22 protein-coding genes are annotated in these 20,164 nt (G+C 69.6%); 11 read left to right on the forward strand and 11 right to left on the reverse strand.

Annotated elements, in window-relative coordinates; all coding sequences use genetic code 11:
* Window positions 1–298: 298 nt before the first annotated feature.
* The 3 genes from ACYVBN_RS08290 to ACYVBN_RS08300 all read right to left on the reverse strand — a co-directional run bounded on the left by ACYVBN_RS08290 (window position 299) and on the right by ACYVBN_RS08300 (window position 2,320).
* Window positions 299–1,135, reverse strand: a complete 837-nt coding sequence (locus ACYVBN_RS08290; protein ID WP_460600094.1) for a Fic family protein — start codon at window positions 1,133–1,135, stop codon at window positions 299–301.
* Between the two features lie 53 nt (window positions 1,136–1,188).
* Complete coding sequence (locus ACYVBN_RS08295) at window positions 1,189–1,800, reverse strand: hypothetical protein (protein ID WP_440283244.1); 612 nt, start codon at window positions 1,798–1,800, stop codon at window positions 1,189–1,191.
* Window positions 1,801–1,882: 82 nt separating this feature from the next.
* Entirely contained in the window at window positions 1,883–2,320 is a 438-nt protein-coding gene (locus ACYVBN_RS08300; protein WP_460600095.1) for a PNPOx family protein, read from the reverse strand.
* A 122-nt stretch (window positions 2,321–2,442) separates the two neighbouring features.
* Here ACYVBN_RS08300 and ACYVBN_RS08305 point away from each other — a divergent pair, with 122 nt between their 5' ends.
* The 3 genes from ACYVBN_RS08305 to ACYVBN_RS08315 all read left to right on the forward strand — a co-directional run bounded on the left by ACYVBN_RS08305 (window position 2,443) and on the right by ACYVBN_RS08315 (window position 5,211).
* The gene (locus ACYVBN_RS08305) at window positions 2,443–3,132 is read left to right on the forward strand and encodes a TetR/AcrR family transcriptional regulator (protein WP_460600096.1); all 690 of its coding nucleotides are present in this window, start codon (window positions 2,443–2,445) and stop codon (window positions 3,130–3,132) included.
* Window positions 3,133–3,404: 272 nt separating this feature from the next.
* Window positions 3,405–4,700: a Na+/H+ antiporter NhaA gene (nhaA, locus tag ACYVBN_RS08310; protein WP_460600097.1), complete on the forward strand. Its 1,296-nt coding sequence runs from the start codon at window positions 3,405–3,407 to the stop codon at window positions 4,698–4,700.
* Between the two features lie 109 nt (window positions 4,701–4,809).
* Window positions 4,810–5,211, forward strand: coding sequence for a phage holin family protein (locus ACYVBN_RS08315; RefSeq protein WP_460600098.1), 402 nt, complete (start codon window positions 4,810–4,812; stop codon window positions 5,209–5,211).
* A 106-nt stretch (window positions 5,212–5,317) separates the two neighbouring features.
* Here ACYVBN_RS08315 and ACYVBN_RS08320 read toward each other — a convergent pair whose 3' ends face one another.
* Both ACYVBN_RS08320 and nth read right to left on the reverse strand, forming a co-directional pair.
* Window positions 5,318–5,971: an NUDIX hydrolase gene (locus ACYVBN_RS08320; RefSeq protein ID WP_460600099.1), complete on the reverse strand. Its 654-nt coding sequence runs from the start codon at window positions 5,969–5,971 to the stop codon at window positions 5,318–5,320.
* Complete coding sequence (nth, locus tag ACYVBN_RS08325) at window positions 5,968–6,735, reverse strand: endonuclease III (protein ID WP_460600100.1); 768 nt, start codon at window positions 6,733–6,735, stop codon at window positions 5,968–5,970. The genes ACYVBN_RS08320 and nth overlap by 4 nt, the downstream gene beginning before the upstream one ends.
* A 178-nt stretch (window positions 6,736–6,913) precedes the next feature.
* Between nth and ACYVBN_RS08330 the strand changes: the two genes are divergently transcribed.
* Both ACYVBN_RS08330 and ACYVBN_RS08335 read left to right on the forward strand, forming a co-directional pair.
* Complete coding sequence (locus tag ACYVBN_RS08330) at window positions 6,914–7,591, forward strand: Crp/Fnr family transcriptional regulator (protein WP_440283237.1); 678 nt, start codon at window positions 6,914–6,916, stop codon at window positions 7,589–7,591.
* 109 nt (window positions 7,592–7,700) lie between these two features.
* Window positions 7,701–8,618: a PP2C family protein-serine/threonine phosphatase gene (locus ACYVBN_RS08335; protein ID WP_460600101.1), complete on the forward strand. Its 918-nt coding sequence runs from the start codon at window positions 7,701–7,703 to the stop codon at window positions 8,616–8,618.
* Here ACYVBN_RS08335 and ACYVBN_RS08340 read toward each other — a convergent pair.
* A complete protein-coding gene (locus tag ACYVBN_RS08340; RefSeq protein WP_460600102.1) occupies window positions 8,610–9,407 on the reverse strand; it encodes an MBL fold metallo-hydrolase in 798 nt (265 codons plus the stop codon). The genes ACYVBN_RS08335 and ACYVBN_RS08340 overlap by 9 nt on opposite strands.
* A gap of 170 nt (window positions 9,408–9,577) precedes the next feature.
* On the opposite strand from ACYVBN_RS08340, the gene ACYVBN_RS08345 reads away from it, so the two are divergent.
* Complete coding sequence (locus ACYVBN_RS08345) at window positions 9,578–10,435, forward strand: lysozyme (RefSeq protein WP_460600103.1); 858 nt, start codon at window positions 9,578–9,580, stop codon at window positions 10,433–10,435.
* Between the two features lie 118 nt (window positions 10,436–10,553).
* On the opposite strand, the gene ACYVBN_RS08350 is transcribed toward ACYVBN_RS08345, so the two are convergent.
* From ACYVBN_RS08350 to ACYVBN_RS08365, 4 genes are all read right to left on the reverse strand, one after another.
* A complete protein-coding gene (locus tag ACYVBN_RS08350; protein ID WP_460600104.1) occupies window positions 10,554–11,393 on the reverse strand; it encodes an NUDIX hydrolase in 840 nt (279 codons plus the stop codon).
* Window positions 11,394–11,404: 11 nt separating this feature from the next.
* Complete coding sequence (locus tag ACYVBN_RS08355) at window positions 11,405–11,866, reverse strand: RidA family protein (protein ID WP_460600105.1); 462 nt, start codon at window positions 11,864–11,866, stop codon at window positions 11,405–11,407.
* Between the two features lie 3 nt (window positions 11,867–11,869).
* A complete protein-coding gene (locus ACYVBN_RS08360; protein WP_460600106.1) occupies window positions 11,870–12,028 on the reverse strand; it encodes a DUF4177 domain-containing protein in 159 nt (52 codons plus the stop codon).
* Between the two features lie 170 nt (window positions 12,029–12,198).
* Complete coding sequence (locus ACYVBN_RS08365) at window positions 12,199–13,482, reverse strand: NAD(P)/FAD-dependent oxidoreductase (protein ID WP_460600107.1); 1,284 nt, start codon at window positions 13,480–13,482, stop codon at window positions 12,199–12,201.
* 141 nt (window positions 13,483–13,623) lie between these two features.
* On the opposite strand from ACYVBN_RS08365, the gene ACYVBN_RS08370 reads away from it, so the two are divergent.
* From ACYVBN_RS08370 to ACYVBN_RS08385, 4 genes are all read left to right on the forward strand, one after another.
* On the forward strand, window positions 13,624–14,112 hold the full coding sequence (locus ACYVBN_RS08370) for an Lrp/AsnC family transcriptional regulator (protein ID WP_460600108.1): 489 nt from the start codon (window positions 13,624–13,626) through the stop codon (window positions 14,110–14,112).
* Between the two features lie 64 nt (window positions 14,113–14,176).
* On the forward strand, window positions 14,177–14,899 hold the full coding sequence (locus ACYVBN_RS08375; RefSeq protein ID WP_460600109.1) for an alpha/beta hydrolase family protein: 723 nt from the start codon (window positions 14,177–14,179) through the stop codon (window positions 14,897–14,899).
* A gap of 21 nt (window positions 14,900–14,920) precedes the next feature.
* A complete protein-coding gene (locus tag ACYVBN_RS08380; RefSeq protein ID WP_460600110.1) occupies window positions 14,921–15,934 on the forward strand; it encodes a P-loop NTPase family protein in 1,014 nt (337 codons plus the stop codon).
* Window positions 15,931–17,097 (forward strand): ArsA family ATPase, encoded by a 1,167-nt coding sequence (locus ACYVBN_RS08385; RefSeq protein WP_440283227.1) that lies wholly within the window; start codon window positions 15,931–15,933, stop codon window positions 17,095–17,097. Before ACYVBN_RS08380 ends, ACYVBN_RS08385 begins: the two co-directional genes overlap by 4 nt.
* Window positions 17,098–17,202: 105 nt before the next feature.
* Here ACYVBN_RS08385 and ACYVBN_RS08390 read toward each other — a convergent pair whose 3' ends face one another.
* On the reverse strand, window positions 17,203–17,511 hold the full coding sequence (locus tag ACYVBN_RS08390; protein ID WP_440283226.1) for a WhiB family transcriptional regulator: 309 nt from the start codon (window positions 17,509–17,511) through the stop codon (window positions 17,203–17,205).
* A 246-nt stretch (window positions 17,512–17,757) separates the two neighbouring features.
* On the opposite strand from ACYVBN_RS08390, the gene ACYVBN_RS08395 reads away from it, so the two are divergent.
* Complete coding sequence (locus ACYVBN_RS08395; protein WP_460600111.1) at window positions 17,758–20,112, forward strand: transglycosylase domain-containing protein; 2,355 nt, start codon at window positions 17,758–17,760, stop codon at window positions 20,110–20,112.
* Window positions 20,113–20,164: the final 52 nt, after the last annotated feature.

The following is a 20,164-nucleotide window of genomic DNA, read 5'->3' on the forward strand; positions in this document are numbered from 1 at the left end:
GCTCGACCTGCTCCCGGCTGACGACGCCGAACGAAGACGATGGCCCCGCCACAAGGGTGGCGGGGCCATCAACCGCTTTCTACGTCCAGTTACCAGGCGTGCATCCTCAAGGTTTGTCGCCAGGGCGCAAGGCCCCGGACGAGCGGTCCATAACGTGGACTGTCTCCGCGTGGGTGCCGGGTTCGAGAGCGGTGGTCGTCGGATTCCCATCCGTCGTCGTGCCTCAGGTCTACTCCGATCGGCCGCGGCATACAAGACTTGAATCTGGGCCGGGCCGGGCGGACAATCCGCCCTGCGCTCAGCGCGGGGCGAGCCTGCCGGCCAGCACCGCGTCGGCGATGGCGGTGGCCTCGGCGGCGCCGGCGACGACCGCGTCCGCGGAGTGCCGCAGCCACAGGGCGACCCCGTCCGGACGGCCGGTCGCGTATGCCGCGAGCGCGCCTTGGTAGGCGACCGCGCCCTGGCGGGCGTAGCCGGCTTCACTGACCACGGCACCGGTCGGATCGACGCCGAGCACGTGCAACAGCAGGCGCTCCGTTGCCCGCGCCACCACCGCGTTTCCGTGCGTGAACGGGCGCACGGTGGCGATCTCCGCGTGGGCGATCGCCGCCACGAGGATGCCTGGCTCGTTCCGAGCCTCGGCGAGTAGCCCGACCAACCCACGCAACCGCTCCCCGGCGGCCGCCGCGTCCGGTGGCTCGCCGACGTCCCGCAGCTCGGCGGCCGTCTCGCCGGCCAACCGCGGCCGGCCGAGCTGGGCTGCGTCCGCGAGATCCGCGGCGGCGGCGGTGTGCAGCCGGGCGAGCGCCTGCGCCGGAGCGGCCAGCACGATCGAGGTGAGCTGTTCGGTCGTGGCGGTCGCCTGTATGGCGCCGTGCAGCACCCGCTCCTCGGGGCCGTCGTGCCCCAGCGGCACCGCTCCGCGGATCACGTCGCGGACCAACTCCATCGGGAACTCGGCGCCATCGAGGAACGCGCTGAAGCGCGCCCCACGCACGCGTGACTCGGCCGCGGCCTCGGGGATCCTGCGCCGTAGCGCCGCATGCCAGCGCAACTGGGTGCATGCCTCGCGTGCCGCATCGATCGCAGCGGCAACCCCTGGTAGCGCGGTCAACCCGGTCAGCGCAGCGGTCATCAGGTGTCGCACTCCTCGCGCGGTCGGTGGGAACCACCCGAGGATAGGCGGTGTCACGTTCCGGGCTCGTCCGGCTCATCGTCGTTGTCCCACAGCACGCCACCGTTGATGGGCATCCGCCATCGACCCTGCGCGACGTGACCGGTCAGCGCGTTGAGCAGACCGGCGACACGCCAGGAGATGCTGATCGCCATACCGATCAGGAAGATCGCCAGCGGAATCTCGACGAGGATGGCGGAGGCCACCGACAGGTGCAGGTCGTCGGCGTCAGACGTCGTGACGTCGAACCAACCGTCCGCCAGCAGCAGCACACCTGCCCCGAAGGATGTGAGGACCACGAGCATCCGCCGCTTCCAAGCGAAGAAAGCCGTCAAGGCGAGCAGCACGATGAGCAGCACGTCGAATCCGACCCAGGTCAACGCCCACGCCCGGGCGACGTAGCGGTCCGGCAGGCTCAGCGCGAGGTAAGCAGTCCACGGCACCAGCAAGCCCGCCGCGACCGCTGTCACCGTCAGCGCGATCGCGCGCCGTCGGCGGACCCGCCGCTCGGCCGCCAGCAATGCGGCATCGCCGACGTCCCCCACCACACCGACCCGCAGCCGACGGATGAGCGTGCGGCGTGCCGCACTGTCGAGTGCATCGATCTCCTCATCGGTGAGCGGCATACCTCAAGTCAACCGCATCGCCGCGACGACGGCGTGCTGCCGACCCGGCGGCCGTCTCGCGCTGCAGGTCCCGGGCCGCCGCTCAGACCCGCTCCAGCCGGAAGACCGGGTGCGCCGGCACGACGGCCGCGATCTGCGCATCCGTCGACTTCGCGCTGACGCCTTCGGGGAAGAAGCGGCCGACCTCCCAGGCCCAGCGCTTCAGGTAGTGACGCATCACCGGCACGGCGGACTCGTCGGTGACCTCCCGGGCTTCGTACACCTGGTGCGAGCGGCCGGTCCGCAGCACCACTCGGGGCGTATGGCGCACGTTGCGCACCCATTGGGTCTGCCCGCGCGGCGCGACGAGGTAGAGCCGCCCGTCCACACGCAGCGGGTTGACCGGCGTGCTGTGCTGCGCGCCGGACTTGCGGCCGGTGACGACCAGCTCCGTCGCGCCGAAGGCGCTGATGCCCAGTCGGGAAAGGCCGGTGACGATCGCGTTGAAGACCCGGGTGCTCCGGTCGAGCTGGACGGTCATGACTGCCTCCTGAAATTGCGAGAGCACCGCTCTCTCACGTCCACAGTACTGCCGCCATATCGACAAAACAAGAGCAGTGCTCTCTCTTGCGTTCGGTGCTCACACTTGCCAGCATCGCGGCCATGAGCACGACGCCGCGAGAACGCGCCCGGATCGACACCATGGAGCGGATCCTGGAGTCCGGCCGCAGCCAGCTGGCCGAGCACGGGGCCGCCGCGCTGTCGCTACGAGCCGTTGCTCGCGACGTGGGCATGGTCTCCTCGGCCGTCTATCGCTATGTCGCCAGCCGGGACGACCTGCTCACCGCACTCATCATCGAGGGCTACCGGGATCTCGCGGGCGTCGCGGAGGCCGCGGCCGCCGGACGCGCCGCGCCGGGCCGACGGTTCGTCGCGCTGTGCGAAGCGATCCGCACCTGGGCACATGACCACCCGCACCAGTACGCCTTGCTCTTCGGCTCACCGGTCCCGGGTTATCGGGCTCCGGCCGGCACCGTCCCGGATGCCGCACGCACGCCGGCCGCCGCCATACGACTGGCCGAACAGGCTTGGCACGCAGGAGGGCTCGACACCGACCGAGCCGCGCCACCGGTGAGCCAACTCCTCCGTCGGCAGGCCAGGGAACTGCGCGCCGCGCTGGACACCGACCTGCCCGAACACGTGCTGATCCGGTTCGCGGCCGCCTGGACGCAGGTCTTCGGCGTGATCGGCTTCGACCTCTTCGGCCAATTGGTCGGCAGCTTCGAACCCGGCGACCAGGTGTGCACTTACACCTTCCACACCGCCGCGCACACCATCGGTTTCCCGGACTGACACCGCGCGAGCTCTGCGCATCACGCATCGCCCATCGGCGTCCCACGCCCCGTTGACGCAGTAAACGCCGAGTGACGCAGCAATTGCTGCGTCACTCGCCGTTTCGAGCGTCAATGGGCAGCCTTGGTAGAATGAACACCGGTGTGCCGGGAAGTGTGGCGCGAAGATTCGTTCCTCATCTTCACGTCACACTTCTGATTTTGATGGCCGTCCTTCGGCCGGACTGCTGGTCGGCGTCGTAGTTCGCAACCCCGCACACCGAAAGGCCCCGTATGACGATCCGGCCCATCACCCGTGTCTTCTCCCACGGCGACTGGCCCGAAGCGCGCCGCGTCGCCGCCCTGCTGCGTCAGGAGACCGTCGGTGGTGCGCTGCTGTTGATCGCTGCGCTCGCCGCCCTGGTCTGGGCCAACAGCCCGTGGCGGGACAGCTACCACCAGCTGGTTGCGTCCGAGATCGGGCCGGATGTGCTGCATCTGCGTCTCAGCCTGGCGCACTGGACGTCGGACGGCTTACTGGCGATCTTCTTCTTCCTGGCCGGACTGGAGCTGAAGCACGAGTTCACCCACGGTGCCCTGCGCGATCCCGGCAAGGCGGCGGTGCCGATCGTCGCCGCCTGCTGTGGCGTCGCCCTCCCCGCCGTCCTGTATGCCGCCTGCCAGCGCCTCGGCGCGGGTGCGCTCGAGGGGTGGGCGATCCCGACGGCGACCGACATCGCGTTCGCGTTGGCGGTGCTCGCGGTCATCGGCACTCACCTGCCGTCGGCGCTGCGCTCGTTCCTGCTCACCCTCGCTGTGGTGGACGATCTGATCGCGATCACCATCATCGCGCTCTTCTACACCTCGTCGATCAGCCCGATCTGGCTCGCGGTGGCGCTGCTCGCGCTCGCCGGCTTCGGCCTGAGCATGCGCGGCAGCCGGAACCTGCCGGTGCTCCTCGTGCTCGGTCTGATCGCCTGGCTGGCAGTGCTCAACTCCGGCGTGCACGCCACCGTCGCCGGGGTCGCGCTCGGCCTGCTGGTCCCGGTGACCCCGCGAGGCGGGGAGGACCGGTCACTGGGCGGCCGCATCGACAGTCGGTTGCGGCCCTTCTCGGCAGCGCTGTGTGTGCCGGCCTTCGCATTCTGTGCCGCGGGCGTCACGGTCGTCGGCGGCGGACTGGGTGACGCACTCAGCGACCCGATCACCATCGGTGTCGTCGTCGGGCTCGTGCTGGGCAAGACGATCGGTGTCTTCGGCGGCACCGCGCTGACGGTGCGATTGACCCGTGCCGAACTCGACGACGAACTGGCCTGGTCGGACGTCTTCGGGCTCAGCCTGCTCGCGGGAGTGGGGTTCACGGTGTCGCTGCTGATCGGCGAACTGGCCTTCGGTGACGGCTCGCTCGCCGACGAACACGTCAAGCTGGGGATCCTCGGCGGGTCGCTGGTCGCCGCCCTGCTGGCCACCGTCGTGCTGCGGATGCGCAATGCGACATACCGCCGCATCCACGCGGAGGAGTCGCGCGATGACGACGGCGACGGGGTGCCCGACTGCTACCAGCAGGACCCACCCGCCGCGACGCACTGAACCACGGCAGGAACACTTCGCCGCGAACCGACTAAGGTACCGGTGAGTTCGATGCACTTATCCTGGCCATGACAGGCTGAGCGAGCCGACAACACACGAGGAGTAATCGATGGCCCAGACCACGAAGGGCACGGAGCGCACACTCGGCCAGTTGGTCGCCGATGCCTCGACCGACCTGAAGGCGATCGTCAAGGACGAGATCGCGCTGGCGAAGGTCGAGGTCAAGGCCGACGTCGCCAAGGGCGGCAAGGGCGCCGGGCTGCTGGCCGCCGCCGGTCTGTTCGGCCTCTACCTGCTCGGCTTCCTGCTGCTCACGCTGGCCTGGGGCCTGCACGCGGCCGGCCTGCCGGTGTGGCTGGGCATGCTGATCACCGCTGGTGTGCTGCTGGTCATCACGCTGATCCTGGCGCTGCTCGGCATCAGCGCGCTGAAGAAGGTCAAGGGCAAGCCGGAGCGCACCATCGACAACGCACAGCGCACCGTCGCGGCCGTGAAGCCTCCGAAGGTCTGATCGCAAGTACCCGTCGACGAGAGCCCCGGTCCGCCGGGGCTCTCGCGTTTTCGGCGCACGAGTCCCCCGGCTCCGCCTGCGTGTATGCCGCCTGTATGCCGCGGGCTCAGCCGCCGTGCAGATAGCGACCGGGCACCGGCCGACGGTCGCTGCGGTCCCACGGCAGCTCCATCCCGGCCAGCCGCAACGTCGCGTCCAGCAGGATCGCGGTGAAGCCCCACACGTAGAGACCGTCCACCTCGAACGCCGGCGCCACGAACTCCCGGCCCGGGACGACCGCGCTGAACCGGTTGGCCGGGTCGACCAGTGCGGCGAGCGGGACCCGCTCCACCCTCGCGACCTCGGCCGGGTCGACGACACCGATCGGCGAGGGGCGCTCCCACCACGCCGCGATCGGGGTGACGCGGAAGCCGGTGACGCTCAGGGGCAACGCCGGCAGCACGCCGACGACACGCACACCCTCCCGGTCCAGGCCGACCTCCTCGTGGGCCTCCCGCAGCGCGGTGTCGGCCGCCGAGACGTCTCCCGGATCGACCCGGCCGCCCGGGAAGGACACCTGACCGGCGTGCTTGCGCAGACCGGCCGACCGCTCGGTGAGCACCACGTCCTGCCCGCCGAGCTCGTCCTGGCCGAAGAGCATCAGCACCGCCGAGTCCCGCCCGGCGGCCTCGGGCAGTCCGGTGACCATGGGGGCCCCGTGGGCGCGGTGCTCCAGGTCGCGCAGCCACTCCGGTGCCGGCGCCGGGACGAACTCCGTCACAGCACCGCTGCCGGCTCGGGCACACCTTCGGGCCGGGTGGCGCCCGGCGCCAGCTCGAACTTCAGCAGTTTGCGCGCCTTGTCCGGGTCGGTCTCCCCCGCGCCGTAGGACGGGCACCAGCGCGCGATCGGGCACACCCCGCACGCCGGGCGCTTGGCGTGGCAGATGCGCCGACCCTCGAAGATCAGCACGTGACTCAGCGGGGTCCACTCCTTGCGCGGGAACAGCTCACCGATCGCGTGCTCGACCTTGACCGGGTCCTCCAGGTCGGTCCAGCCGGCACGGCGCACCACCCGGCCGAAGTGGGTGTCGACGGTCAGCCCCGGCAGACCGAACGCGTCACCCAGCACGACGAAGGCGGTCTTGCGCCCGACGCCCGGCAGCGTGACCAGGTCCTCCAGTCGCGCCGGCACCTCTCCGCCGAAGCGCTCCACCAGCGCCTGACCGAGCGCCATCACCGACTTGGCCTTGGCACGGTAGAACCCGGTCGGTCGCAGCAGCTCCTCCAGCTCCTCGCGGTCGGCGCCGGCGTAGGCCGCCGCGTCCGGGTAGCGCGCGAACAGCGTCGGTGTCACCTTGTTGACGCCCACGTCGGTGGTCTGTGCGGACAGGATGGTGGCGACCAGCAACTCCAGCGGCGTGCGGAAATCGAGCTCGCAGTGGGCATGCGGGAACTGCTCCTGCAGCGCCCGGAACATCTTGCGGGCCCGGCGGGTGCGGGACAGGTCCGACTCGGCCGAGACGTCGATGGGCTTCACGGGCATCGACCTTAGTTGAGCGCACCGACAGCCGTCGGTTGACACCGCGGTCGTGCACGGCCCGGTTGTCGGCCCCCGCCGGGCACGACCCACCTGCCCCGAACAGCAGCGGGAACACCGGAATTCGGGGCCATGGCGTGTGAGCTTCGCAACAGAAGCGGCGGCTCGTGGCAGACTGCACATCGTGGATACCGAGGCCGTGCGCAAAGCGCCACTGTTCGCTGCTCTCGACGACGATGCCGCCGAGGCATTGCTGTCGACGATGACCCGCACCAGGATCGCGCGCGGGCAGGAGCTCTTCCATGAGGGCGAGCAGGGAGACTCCCTCTACGTCATCACCGCGGGCAAGGTGAAGCTCGGCCGCCGCTCGCCGGACGGCCGGGAGAACCTCCTGGCCATCCTCGGCGAGGGCGAGATGCTCGGCGAGCTCAGCCTTTTCGACCCGGGCCCACGCACCGCGACGGCCAGCGCCATCGCCGACACCGAGCTCGTCGGGCTGTCGCACCCCGACATGACCGACTACCTGGGCACCCGCCCCGAGATCGCGATGACGATGCTGTCAGCGCTGGCTGCCCGTCTCCGACGCACCAACGAGGCCTTGGGCGACCTGGTCTTCACCGACGTGCCGGGCCGTGTCGCCAAGGCGCTGCTCGACCTCTCACGCCGCTTCGGTCAGCCGTCCGACGAGGGCACTCTGGTCGCGCACGACCTGACCCAGGAGGAGCTGGCCCAGCTCGTCGGCGCCTCCCGCGAGACCGTCAACAAGGCCCTGGCCGACTTCTCCTCGCGCGGCTGGATCAAGCTCGAGGCGCGCGCCGTCACCTTGATCGACACCGAGCGGCTGCAGCGCCGCGCCCGCTGACCGGCCGCGCGGCCCACAGTGCCCCGGCGCGCGTCGCGGGCCGGAACCACGCACGCCCCGACGTCGTCCGGATGACGTCAGCGGCAGCCGAACCACGGAAGGCACGGGAGTGGACCAGAGCCACCAGCAGGGCACCGAACACGACGCCGAGCGGGGCATCGAGCGTGACCGGGCCCACGACGCGGAGCACGGCGACGGCGACCCGCGCGATCACGTCCTGCTCTCACCGCACGGCTGGGTCGCCGGTCGGTCCGACATCGGCCGGCGGCACCACCGCAACGAGGACTCAATAGCCCTGGCCGCTTCCACCGAGGTCGGCGCACGAGCGGTCCTGGTGGCCTGCGACGGCGTGTCGACCTCCACCGACTCACACCTCGCCTCCCAGGCTGCGGCGATCGCGGCGATGGAGCGGCTGGCCCGGCCGATGCCGCGCCAGGGAGTGCCGGACGAGCAGTGGCTGCGCACCGCGGCAGCGGCCTTCGCCGACGCCGCCCGCGACGCCAGCGACGCCGCGGCAGGGACCGGCACCGACCCGGACGACCCGACCCCGCCTTCCTGCACGCTCGCCGCAGCGATCATCGAGGACAACCTGGTCCTCGGCGGCAACGTGGGCGACAGCCGGGTCTACTGGATCCCCGGCTCCGGACCGGACCGCGCCGTCCAACTCGGTCAGGACGACTCGATGGCCAGCGAACTCATGCGCCGCGGCGTGCCGCGCGACAGTGCCGAGAACGCACCCAACGCCCACGCCATCACCCGTTGGCTCGGTCACACCGCACCGTCCGATCTCACCCCGCGGATGGCGCATCTGCTCGCCGACGAACCCGGCTGGGTCGTCGTGTGCACCGACGGTTTGTGGAACTACTGCTCTGCGCCGGCCGATCTGTGGGACCTGGTGCAGCGGGTGCGTTCCTCGCACGGCGACTCGGCCACCGAGATCACCGCGGGCCTGGTCGACTTCGCCAACGCCTCCGGCGGCCACGACAACATCAGCGTCGTGCTGGCCGCACTCACCCCGTCAGGCTGAACCTGCAGCGAGGTAGTCCAGCTGAGCCTGCACACTCGCCTTCGCCGCCGGCCACACCTCGCGGGGGACGTCGGCATACACGCGCTCGACGACCGCCTGCGCCACGTCGGGCGCCGTGGCGTCGCCGGCTGCCAGCGCCGCGCGCACCTGGGCCAGCCGCTCCGTGCGGTGCTGTAGGTATGCCGCGATCACCGACGCCGCGTCGGCGTGGCTCGGTCCGTGCGCCGGCGCGAGCGCGGTCGGGCGCTCGACCGCGATGGCGTGCAACCGCTGCAGCGATGCCAGGTAGGGCCCGAGCGCACCGTCGGGATGTGCCACCACCGTGGTGCCACGGCCCAGCACGGTGTCCCCGGTGACGAGCACGTCGGCGTCGGGCAGGTGGAACGACACCGAGTCGGCGGTGTGGCCGGGTGTCGTGAGCGCCCGGATCCGCAACGATCCCAGCTCGATTCGTTCCTCGTCGACCAGCGGCTGACCATGGCCTCCGCCGCGGATCGGAGCATCGACCAGTTCGGCCCAGCGACCCAGCGACTCGGTGTGGTCATGATGCCAGTGTGTGACGAGGGTGAGTGCGACATCTGCTCCGAGGTGTTCGACATACCGCAGCACCGCCTGCAGATGTGTCTCGTCGAGCGGGCCGGGGTCGACCACCACCGCGGTGGCGTCACCCGGCACGTGCAGCACCCAGGTGTTCGTGCCGTCGAGGGTCATCGGTCCCGGGTTCGGCGCCAGCACCGCGTGGGCGTGCTCGCCGAGGTCACCGCCGCGCCATACCGCTTCAGTCGTCACAGCACGTCACGTTAGCCGCAGTCGTCCACGACTCGCGCACTTGTCAAACGTTGACCGAACGCTGACACCCCGTTGGCACACGTGTGAATACCGTGAATGCTGGTGCAGTTGGGGTTCCCCTGTCCCGCTGTTCCACCCTGTTCCACCGCTTCGCGCAAAGGACCCCGACCATGAAGAAGACCCTGCCCACCGCCTGCGCCACGATCGCCGCTTTCGCGCTCATCGCCTCCGCCGCACCGGCCCACGCCGCAGTCTCCACCGACAAGAAGCCGCACCAGACCCCGACGAAGGCCGCGCAGCGCGCCGGCATCCACAAGCTCGGCGACGCCTACGCCGGCTGGGAGAAGCACGTCGGATCCGATCACGTCCGCGCCGGCCTGACGCGCGTGTCCCCGGCACTGGCCGCAGCCCGGACTCCGGGGATCGACGTCTCGGCATACCAGGGCAACGTCGACTGGAGCTCGCAGTGGAATTCCGGGGTCCGCTGGGCCTACACCAAGGCGACCGAGGGCACCTATTACAAGAACCAGTACTTCGCGCAGCAGTACAACGGCAGCTACAGCGCCGGAATGATCCGCGGTGCCTACCACTTCGCCAACCCGGGATACTCCACGTCCGCGACCGCGCAGGCCGACTACTTCGTCTCGCACGGCGGCGGGTGGTCGCGCGACGGCAAAACGCTGCCCGGCATGCTCGACATCGAGTACAACCCCTACGGCGCCACCTGCTACGGCTACTCCAAGTCCGGGATGGTGACCTGGATCAGGACATGGCTGAACGAATACAAGCGCCTGACGGGTCGCGACGCCGTCATCTACACGACGGCCGACTGGTGGAGCACCTGCACCGGCAACTCGACCGCGTTCAACCAGACCAACCCGTTGTGGATCGCCCGCTACGCGTCGACACCGGGCACGCTCCCCGGCGGCTGGCCCTACTACACGATGTGGCAGTACACCTCCTCGCCGATCGACAAGGACTACTTCAACGGCGACCTGAGCCGGGTGCGTGCGCTGGCACTCGGCTGACCCGGCCCATTCTCACCGAGCGGACACGAAACATACTCACCGGACACCTCATTCATGGCCACCCGGCCGGAATGATGTGTCCGGTGGGCGCTGTGGTGTCCGCTCGGTATGACGGAGGTCAGTCGTTGAGCTGGGCGCGCAGCAGCAGCCGGGCGCCGTCCTGCACCGGCTCGGGCAGGACGGCGTGCAGTCCTTCGCGATTGACCGTCGACGGCGTCAGGTCGGCCCATGCCTCGATCCGGCGCAACTGCACGATGGTCGGCGGCAGCATCCGCGCGGTGCCCTCGCGCACCTCGGTCAGCACCTCGCCCGGACGACGCCATACGGCTTCGGCGGCCTCGGTGGTGCGGTCGTCGGCAACCTGCCGCTCGGGCAGCCGGGCGGAGAAGAACCACGTGTCGTAGCGTCGCGGCTCCATCTCGGGGGTGATCCAATGGTCTTGCACCGCCAGCAGATCCGAGCGCAGCACCAACCCCCGGCGTTCCAGCAGCGCACCGAAGGACAGGGTCCGGCCGAGCACGTCGGCGCGGTCCGCCTGCCACTCGTCCCCGGTCACGTCGAGGACGACCTCGTGCGCCGTGGGACCGGCGAGCAGCACGCCGCATTCCTCGAAGACCTCCCGCACGGCGGCGATGACGATCGCCCGCGCGGTGGGCGCGGGCAGCCCGAGCAGACGAGCCCAGTCGGCAGCCGACGGCCCGGCCCACGGCACCCCGGCGGACTCGTCACGTGCGTCGACGCCACCGCCGGGGAAGACCCACATCGACGGCGCGAACTTCATCGACGAGACCCTGCGCTGCAGGAAAACCTCGGTGCCCACGTTCGATTCGCGCAGCAACAACACCGTGGACGCCAACCGCGCCGGAGCGATCTGGCGCTCCGGCGCGGGTATTGCGAGCCAGCTGAGCGCGTGCTCGCGCAGCGTCGGCGGCAACTCCAGGTCGTGCGTCGACGGCATACGGGACGGTCCTACTGGACGGCGACGGTGATCTCGACCTCGACCGGAGCGTCCATCGGCAGGGCGGCCACCCCGACCGCCGAGCGGGCGTGGGCGCCGGCGTCGCCGAAGGCCTTGGCCAGCAGCTCGCTCGCGCCGTTGATCACGGCCGGCTGAGCGGTGAAGCTCGGGGCGCTGGCGACGAAGCCGACGACCTTGACGACCCGGGTGACCTTGTCCAGGTCACCGACCTGCGACTTGACCGCGGCGATCGCATTGAGCGCACACGTCTGCGCCAGTTGGGCGGCGTCCTCCGCGCTCACCTCGGCGCCGACCTTGCCGGTGGCGGCCAGCTTGCCGCCGACCACGGGCAGTTGGCCCGAGGTGTAGACCAGGTTGCCCTCCTGCACGACCGGGACGTATGCCGCGACCGGCGCGGCCACTTCGGGCACCTGCAGGCCGAGCTCGGCGAGGCGATCTTCAACTGCGGACATCTGTCACTGCTCCTTCGGACGCCTGAGGTAGGCAACGAGGCTGTTGCCGTCGGGGCCCGGCACGACCTGCACGAGCTCCCAGCCGTCCTCGCCCCACTGGTCGAGAATCTGTTTGGTGGCGTGCACGATCAACGGCACGGTTGCGTATTCCCACGTGGTCATGCTCGTCACCCTATTCCCGGCCACGCGGGTCGAGTGCCGCGAGGTACGGGCGGTGTATCGCGACGAAGTCCCACGACCGAGAGGAGTACCGCACGACCGACAGGAGTACCGAATCACGCATTTTCCGTACTCCCCTCGGTCATTGGGTACTCCTCTCGGTCGAAGTAACCTCAGCGGGTCGGGTCGAAGGGGAGCAGCTCCGGCGGGGTGACACCGGTGACCATCTGCTCGGCCAGCAGCTGACCGGACAGTGGGCCGAGGGTGATGCCCCACATGCCATGTCCGCCATTGGAGAAGACGCGCGGCACCCGCGTCGCGCCGACCAGCGGCAGGCCGTCCACGGAGACCGGGCGGCCACCGACCCAGGTGTCCTGCTGGTCGTCCCAGTCCACGCCGGACAGCAACGGCTTGCCGTTCTTGACGATCGCGTCGACACGCTCGACGTGCAGCGGCTCCTCGGTGCCGGCGAACTCCATGGTGCCGCCGATCCGCAGGCGGTCACCCAGCGGCGTGCAGGCGATCCGCTCGAACGGGAAGTAGACCGGGCACGGCACGGGGCGGTTCGCCGGGTCCGTGACAGCGACCGAGAAGCTGTACCCGCGTCCGGCGCGCACCGGGATCTTGACCCCGCACGCCTTCGCCAGCTCCGGCAGCCAGGCACCGGTCGCGATCACCACGGCATCACCGGAGATCGGCTCACCGCTGACCATCTCCACGGTGACCCCGCCCGGACCGTGCCGCAGCGCTCGCGCGTTGGACCCGATCACCATGTGACCGCCCCGCTGCACCACGGCATCCGCGAGCGCGTTGACGTATTCCGGCGGGTTGATGAATCGCTGTCCGCCCAGCCGGATCGCCTTCTCGACGTCCGGGCTCACGATCGGCAACTCGGCGCGCAGTGTCGCGTTGTCGACCTCGGTGGCCTCCAGGTCCAGGCCGGCCTCACGGATCAGCGTGACCTCGTGCTCCAGTCCGGCGGCATCCTCGGCGCGGCGGAACGCCGCCATGATCGGCGCGTCGTGCGACTTCGCCTGCACGCCGTGGTCCTCCAGGAACTGGAAGGCCTCGATCGCCTGCCGGTTGACCGGCACGAACTTGTCCATCGTGCGTTTCCACTGACCCGGGGTGCATCGGCGCGCGAAGCCCAGCAGGAAGGCGGCCAACTTGGGGTCCGGCTTCATCGGGATGTAGAGCGGGGAGTCGGGGTCCAGCAACGCCTTCAGGCCGTACTTGATCACCGAAGGGTCGGACAGCGGCACGCACAGGCCGGGCGACACCCAGCCGGCGTTCCCCCAGGAGCTGCCGGCCGCGACGCCGGACCGCTCCACGACGGTCACTTCCACGCCGCGTTCCTGCAGGTGCCAGGCGGTGGCAAGACCGACCATGCCCGCTCCGACGACGACGACATGTGGGGTGCCCTGGCCCTTGGCGGGCCGGAGGGGTTCGAGCACCATTGGCAACCTCTTTCCTTCAACTGGTAGCACAGCATTTCAGCACTTCTCACGCCGTACCTGGGTGTCCCTGCTGCGAATATTCAACAAGGAGCAAGAATGAACACACATTCTGCAACCTGGACATCGGATAAGCTCGCTGTCATGGAGGATGTGCGACCGCGAAAGGTGACGCGCGACACACCGATCGACGACATCGACCGCCGGCTGCTCAGAGCGCTGTCCGAGGATGCCCGGCTGTCCAACAGTGCCCTTGCCAAGCGGGTCGGAATCGCGGCTTCGACGTGCCACTTCCGGGTGCGGCGGCTGATCGACCGCGGTGTCATCCGTGGTTTCCGGCTCGACATCGCCCCCGAAGCGCTGGGCTACGGCATCCAGGCGATCGTCGCGGTGCGGCTCCAGCCGACGGCTCGCGGGCAGATACCCCGCTACGCGGCCGGCCTGGTGCGGCTCCCCGGCGTCCTGAACGTCTACTTCGTCGCCGGTGTCGACGATTTCCAGGTGCACGTGGCGGCCGCGTCGACGGAGGATCTGCGCAACTTCGTGGAAGGCCTGAGCAAGACGCGTGAGGTCGCGAGCACGGAGACCAGCCTGATCTTCGAGCACACCGTCGGATCCGCCGGGATCGTGTGAACCCCTCCCCCGTCGTCCGCTTGCCAGCCGTGACGCGCCACGCCGTACAAGTACGCTCGCGTGGATGTCCATTCTCGACGCAGAGCAGCCGCTCCCGGACCGCACCATCGCGTACGGCGAGTCGCCCGACCAGGTCATCGACCTCCGCCGGCCGACGATGACGCCGCGCGGTGCGACGGTGGTTGTCGTACACGGCGGCTTCTGGCGGCCGTCGTACGACCGTTCGCACGCCGGGCAGCAGTCCAATGCGCTGGCACAGGACGGCTTTCACGTGGCCACCATCGAATACCGGCGGATCCCGGGCGACTGGCCGGCGATGGCCGCGGACGTGCTCGCCGCCATCGAAGCTGTCCGGGCCGATCCCGACCTGCCCGACCGGACGGTGCTGCTCGGCCACTCCGCGGGTGGGCACCTGGCGACCTGGGCGGCATACCAGTCGGTGCCGGTGACCGGCGTCGTCTCGCTCGCGGGCTGCGTGGACCTGCACCTGACCCGCGACCTCGGCCTCGGTGACGGCGCCGCCGCCGCGCTGATGGGTGCCGCTCCCGAATCCGCATGGCGCAGCGCCGATCCCGCGATGCTGGGGCGCCCGCCGGTGCCGGTCCGGTTGGTGCACGGAGCAGCCGACGACCGCGTGCCGGTGGAGATCTCCGAGAGCTTTCAGGCGGCTGCGGGCAACGGGCTGCCCTTACAGGTGCTGGCCGGCTGCGGACACTTCGAGTTGATCGACCCGAGCTCGCCATACTTCGCCCACACGGTGGCAGCCATCGACGCGATCCTGCGCTGACCGCCCCGATACCGTGGAGCCATGAGCACCGGCGACTGGGACGGCGTGCGCCTGCACGTGGTGACGGGCAAGGGCGGCACGGGCAAGACCACCGTGGCCGCCGCCCTGGCGATGGCGCTGGCGACCGAGGGCAAGCGGGTGCTGCTGGTCGAGGTCGAGGGCCGCCAGGGCATCAGTGGCGTCTTCGACGTGCCACGGCTCGGCGACGACGAGGTGCAGGTCGCCACCGGCCCCGGCGGTGGCCAGGTCATGGGGTTGTCGGTGGATCCGAAGGCGGCGCTGCTGGAATACCTGCAGATGTTCTACAAGCTCGGCATGGCCGGCGGCATGCTGGAGCGTTTCGGCGTCATCGACTTCGCCACCACGGTGGCGCCCGGCCTGCGCGACGTGCTGCTGATCGGCAAGGTCTACGAGGCGGTGCGCCGTCGTCCGAGCCGGCGCGGCACCCGCAGCGACCAGCTGTATGACGCCGTCGTGCTCGACGCCCCGCCGACCGGCCGGGTCGGCCAGTTCCTCGGTGTCAACCACGCGATGTCCGGGCTGGCCAAGGTCGGTCCGATCAAGAACCAGGCGGACGCCATCACCGCGATGCTGCAGTCGTCGCAGACCGTCGTGCACCTGGTGACCCTGCTGGAGGAGATGCCGGTCCAAGAAGCGGTCGAGGCCGTGGCCGAGCTGCGCGCCATCTCGCTGCCGCTCGGTGCGGTCATCATCAACCAAGAGGTCACTCCCCCGGTCGGCGACCGCACCCTGGAGTTGTTGGCGACGGACGGCTTCGACACCGGCCCGCTCGGCGAGGACCTGGCCGCGGTCGGTCTGCGCGTCGGTCCGCGCCTGGTGCGTGGACTGACCCAGACCGGTCTGGACCTCGTCCAGCGGCTCGCCCTGCAGGAGCGCGAGCGGACCACGCTGCACGAGCTGCACCTGCCGACCTGCCACCTGCCGCTGCTGCCGGAGGGGCTCGACGCCGGCGGTCTGCTCGAGCTCTCGGCGTTGCTCGGCGAGCAGCTCACCGGCGAGGAGGCGGCGGTATGACGCAGACACCCACCCTCGACATCGACGCGTTGCTACAGGACCATTCGGTGCGCACGATCGTGTGCTGCGGGTCCGGCGGCGTGGGCAAGACCACGACCGCGGCCGCGATCGCCATCCGTGCTGCGGAGCAGGGCCGCGCAGTTGCGGTGCTGACGATCGACCCGGCCAAGCGCCTGGCGCAGGCGCTCGGCCTGGAGCACCTGGACAACGAGCCGGCGCCGGTCGAGGCCATCGACGACTCGGCCGGCGGTTCCCTCGACGCGATGATGCTGGACATGAAGCGCACCTTCGACGAGCTCGTGCTGCGGCACTCGAACCCGGACAAGGCGCAGCAGATCCTGGAAAACCCGTTCTACCAGGCGGTTTCGAGCTCGTTCGCCGGCACGCAGGAATACATGGCGATGGAGCGGCTGGGCCAGCTGCACGCCGAGCAGGCCGACGGCGACGCCCGCTGGGATCTCATCGTCGTGGACACGCCGCCGTCGCGCTCGGCACTGGACTTCCTGGACGCGCCCAAGCGGCTCGGGTCGTTCCTCGACGGTAAGTTCATCCGGTTGCTGATGTCGCCGGCGAAGGCCGGCGGGCGCGCCTACCTGAAGGTCATGTCGGTCGGCGTCACCACGATGACCGCTGTGATGTCGAAGGTGCTCGGCGGGCAGTTGCTGCGGGACGCGCAGACGTTCGTGGCGGCGCTGGACTCGATGTTCGGCGGCTTCCGGGAGCGCGCCGACCAGACGTACGCGTTGCTCAGCGACGCGGCGACGGCGTTCGTGGTGGTGGCCACCCCCGAGCGGGACGCGCTGCGCGAGGCGTCGTTCTTCGCCGGGCGGCTGGCCGAGGAGCGTATGCCGCTGGCCGGCCTGGTGGTCAACCGGGTGGAACGCACCCACGTGCCGTCACTGCGGGAGGGCCGGGCGGAAGCCGCGGCCGACGAGGCGGATGAGCTCGTACCGCGTAAGGGGGCGGGCTGGCAGCCCGCGGACACCGCCGGCCTGCTGCGGCTGCACGCCCAGCGGTCGGCTCAGGCGGCTCGCCAGGAGGCGGCGATCGGCCGCTTCACCGCGGCCCATCCCACGATCCCGCAGGTCAGCGTGGCCGCTTCGGCCGAGGATGTGAACGACGTGGAACAGCTGCGCGACATCGGCGTCCAATTGGCCGATTGACGGTGACGCCGGCGAGTAAGGGACGACAGTCGCGGTCTACTCGCGGAAAACCCCGCCCGCCGGCGAGTAAGTGACGACAGTCGCCGTTTACTCGCGGGCCGTCCGTCAGTCCTTGGCCTCGTCGGCGCGGGCGAGCTTGAACAGTTGCGCCCACGAGGGCACATCGGGCCGCCGACGCAGCAGGGCGCGGCGCTCGCGCTCGGTCATGCCGCCCCACACGCCGTACTCGGTGCGGTTGTCCAGGGCGTCCGCGAGGCATTCGGCGACCACCGGACACCGCTGGCAGATCACCTTGGCGGACTGCTGCGCAGCCCCCTTGGCGAAGAGCTCGTCCGGGGACGCCCCCGTGCGGCATACAGCGCGCGCCGCCCAGTTGTCGTCCCAGGTCGCCTTCTCCGGCATCACAGCAGTCATGTTCTCGCTCTCGACCTTCCCCGCCCGTTTGTCACGCCCCCGCGTGTGTCTTGGGTCACCATACTGATCCCGAGCCCGAGTAGCCAGATGCTCGGGGGACTACTTCTGGCTAGTCATTTGGAACTATACGGGCGGAGTTGGTCGGTCGTCTATGATGCTGCGCCCCTGCGGCGCCGGGACAGCCCACGGGCGGCATACCACCGTGGAATTCAGGGGATGACAGTTTCGGCGGTTACCCTGCGTCGCATGCGTGTTGCGTCCCGCCTCGGCTCTGTCTTCAGCCTGCTCGGCGCCTTCGTGGCCACCGCCGTGGCGATGGGGTTGATCGTGGCGTGCCTCTTCCTGCCGGCGATCGGCGCCGCGGGTCAGGCGACCAACGGCGGGGTGAAGCTGTTCAACGACATGCCGGGGTCGTTCGCGATGAACCCGCTTGCGCAGCAGTCGCGCATCCTGGCCTCCGACGGTTCGGTGCTGGCGACGCCGTTCAACCAGAACCGCATCGTCGTGCCGTTCAACAAGATCTCCGACTACATGAAGCACGCGCAGGTCGCGATCGAGGACGAGCGCTTCTACGAGCACGGTGCCCTGGACTCCAGGGGCCTGTTCCGCGCCATCGGCTCCAACATCTTCAGCAACGGCACGCAGGGCGCCTCCACGCTCACCCAGCAGTACGTCAAGATCGCCATCCAGAACCAGGCGATCAACGCCGGCAACACCGAGAAGGCCAAGCGGGCCGTCAGCCGCACCGGCATGGAGGGTTACGTCCGCAAGCTGCAGCAGCTGAAGTACGCGGTCTCGCTGGAGCAGAAGTACACCAAGGACCAGATCCTCGACGGCTACCTCAACCTCGTCTACTACGGCGGTCAGGCGTATGGCGTGGAAGCAGCCGCGCGACAGTACTTCGGCGTGCACGCCTCCGAGCTCAACCTGCCGCAGTCGGCGCTGCTGGCCGGCGTGGTCAACGAACCGGGCAACCTCGACCCGTTCACCAACGCCAAGGGCGCCGTCGCCCGCCGCAATGTCGTGCTGACCAAGATGTACCAGCAGAAGATGATCACGCGCGACCAGATGATCAAGGCGCAGAACACCAAGCTCAAGCTCAACCCACACCCGGTGCAGTCCAACAGTTGCGCCAACTCCAAGTACGCCTACTTCTGCTACTACGTCATCGACTGGCTGCAGACCCAGCCGGCCCTGGGCAAGAACCCGAAGGAACGGATGGCGACGCTGGAGAGCGGCGGCCTGACGATCCAGACCAGCTTCAGCCCGAAGATGGCCGACATCATCGACAAGCAGATCCGCGCCAAGGTGCCGCAGGGCAACAGCGAAGGCATCGACTCGGCCGGCGTGATCGTGCAGCCGGGCACCGGCCTGGTGCTCGCCAGCGGCCAGAACACGAGCTACTCCAACGCCGGCGGCAGCGGCAAGAGCGCCTCGGACTTCACCGTGTCGGGTGAGGGCTACGCCTACGGGTCGACCGCGAAGATCTTCGCGGTGATCACGGCCTTGGAGAACGGCTGGTCCCCGGACAAGAAGATCCAGGTGCCGGTCTACGACACCACCTCCGCGGCCGGTGCGCCGGCACACGCCTTCACCCACCAGGACTTCCCCGCCGGTTGTGGCCTCGGCCGCGGCGAGAAGTGGGTGCTGCCCAACGACAAGCCGTACCCGAAGGCCGGCTCCTACATGTCGCTGACGGACGCCACGGCGCAGTCGGTCAACACCGTCTTCGCGACCATGGTCAGCCAGCTCGGCGCCTGCAACGTGCTGAAGACGACCGACAAGTTCGGCGTGCAGAGTGGCACCGGGAAGACGATCAAGGCGACGCCGGCGTCGATCACCCTCGGCACCTCGAACGTCACCCCGGTGGATCTGGCCAACGCCTACGCGACCGTGGCCTCCGGTGGCATGTACTGCCCGCCGCACCCGGTCGTGTCGATCAAGAACGGCAACGGCAAGAAGCTGAAGCTGTCCGGCATCAAGTGCAAGCGGATCATCAGCAAGAAGGTCGCCGCGGAGACGAGCAAGATCTTCGAGTCGGTGCTCACCGACCCCCGCGGCACCACCCACGGCGACATCCTGCTGGCCGGCGACCGGCAGGCCGCCGGTAAGACCGGCACCGAGGACGGATCGGCCAACATCTGGTTCGTCGGCTACACCCCACAGATGGCGACGGCGGTGTGGGTGGGCCACCACCAGGCGCCGAAGTACATGAAGGACATCACCCTCGCCGGCCACTTCTACAAGGGTTATGTCTTCGCCGGTGACCTGGCCGCGCCGATCTGGAAGAACATCATGGATCAGGCGCTCAAGGGCCAGCCGATCGAATACTTCATGAAGCCGGACGGCACGACGCCGAAGAGTTCGCCCTCGCCCAAGACGAGCGAGACGACCACGACGTCGAACCCGCCGACCTACTACCCGCCGCCCGCGACGACGCAGACCTACCAGCCGCCGTCGACGACCCAGGCGCCGCCGCCGTCCTCGACGACGCAACCGCCGCCGGCCACCACGACGACCACGCAGCCGCCCAAGACGACCGAACCGCCGAAGCAGACCGGACCGCCCCGGCACACCGGCGGCCCGCCGTCGAAGAAATAGGCGCGCCGCGCTGGTCGAGTAGCGGAGGAGCGAAGCGGGGGAGCGTATCGAG

Source organism: Flexivirga lutea (assembly GCF_054778955.1).